Raw genomic sequence first — 1,589 nt, 5'->3', positions numbered from 1 at the left:
TGCTGGCGGGCATGGACGGGCAGAGGGCCGCCGCTTCGGCCGACGACCCCGACCTGCGCGCGGCCGCGTCCGTTCAGACCAACGGCGTCCGGACGATGATCGTCAACTACCATGCCGGCGCTTCCCGCGACGTCATCGCGGACATCGAGTTCAGCGGCTTGCGGCCGGGGAAAAAGCGGCTCGCCTGCTACCGGATCGACGGCGGCTCCCGGCGGGAAGGCCCGCCGCCGGCGCTGCAGCCTGTGGAGGTCCGCACGGTGGACACGGCCGATACGTTCCGCATGCACGGGTACTGCCCGGCCAATAGCGTCATCTGGATCTGCCTCGAGGACGTGCATGCGGAGGAGGCGGATTCGAAGCGATGACGTGCAAATTCGCCATTATCGGCACGGGCATGATCAGCCGGGTCCATGCGGAGGAGATCCGTTCGCTGCCCGGCGCCGAGCTGACCTACGTGCTCAGCCGCGACGAACTGAGCGGGAGAGAATTCGCCGATCTATACGGGTGCCGATACACGACCGATCCCCGGGAGCTGTGGGCGTCGAAGGAAGTGAACGCCGTCTCCGTATGCACGCCCAGCGGTACGCATGCGCAGTGGGCCGTGCTTGCGGCTCGCCACGGCAAGCATGTCATGGTCGAGAAGCCGCTGGATATTTCGCTGGCTGCGGCGGACGAAGCGATTCGCATCTGCCGGGACAGCGGCGTGAAGCTGGGCGTCATCTTCCAGCTTCGCTTTATGGAAGAGCTTCGCCGCGCGAAGCGGCTGCTGGACGACGGCGTTCTCGGCCGGCTGCTTGCGGCGGACGCCGACATGAAATTTTACCGCCCGCCATCCTACTACGGGAACAGCGCCTGGAAGGGTACGTCCGCCCTGGATGGCGGAGGGGCGCTGATCAATCAGGGGATCCACGGCGTCGATCTGCTGCTGTGGCTGGCCGGCGGCGTAAGCGAAGTCGTCGCCGAGACCCGCACCCTGCTTCACGGCATCGAAGTCGAGGATATGGCGACGGCCGTCGTCCGGTTCCGCAGCGGGGCGAGCGGCGTCATCCGCAGCGCGACGTGCATCTATCCGGACCATCCTCAGCGGCTGTTGCTGCACGGGACGAGAGGAACGATGGAGATCGTCGGAACGGAAGCTCCCTATATCCGCCGGCTGGAGGTTCCGGATCGCCCGGAGCTTGCGATAGCGGATGCCGGCGCGCCGGAGGATCGGCTGGGCGAGGCGCATCGCCGGCAGTTCGCCGATTTCGTCGAATCGATTGCGGAGGACCGGGAGCCGCTCGTGAACGGGGAAGAGGGGCGCAAGTCGCTGGTGCTGGTCGATGCCATCTATCGATCGAGCCGGGAATCAAGAAGAATGGTTCTGCCAAAGGAGAGTGCACAAGGTTGAAAATATCGTTTAGCACATTGGCTTGCCCCGACTGGAGCTGGGAGCGGGTGCTCGCGGAAGCATCCCGGCTCGGATACGACGGCATCGAGCTGCGGATCGTCGACGGAGAGCTGGATTTGCCGTCCAGCCCCCGCTTTCGGCCGGAACGGATCGGGGAGACGTTGGAGCAGCTTGAGGCGGCGGGACTCGTCGTCTGTTG

2 protein-coding genes and 1 pseudogene are annotated in these 1,589 nt (G+C 65.6%); all 3 read left to right on the top strand.

Annotation, left to right across the window (positions count from 1 at the left end):
• On the top strand, nt 1-365 hold a 365-nt coding region (locus H7C18_RS34635; protein WP_185133697.1), incomplete at its 5' end, for a hypothetical protein.
• Nucleotides 362-1,390, top strand: coding sequence for a Gfo/Idh/MocA family protein (locus H7C18_RS34630; RefSeq protein WP_185133696.1), 1,029 nt, complete (start codon nt 362-364; stop codon nt 1,388-1,390). The genes H7C18_RS34635 and H7C18_RS34630, both read left to right, overlap by 4 nt.
• Nucleotides 1,387-1,589 (top strand): annotated as a pseudogene (locus H7C18_RS34625) (sugar phosphate isomerase/epimerase family protein); the annotation flags it as partial. The gene H7C18_RS34630 and the pseudogene H7C18_RS34625, both read left to right, overlap by 4 nt.

This window comes from Cohnella zeiphila (assembly GCF_014212055.1).
GTDB lineage: Bacteria > Bacillota > Bacilli > Paenibacillales > Paenibacillaceae > Cohnella > Cohnella zeiphila.
The sequence above is the reverse complement of the archived record's forward strand: the minus strand, read 5'-3'. Positions and strand labels throughout refer to the sequence as shown.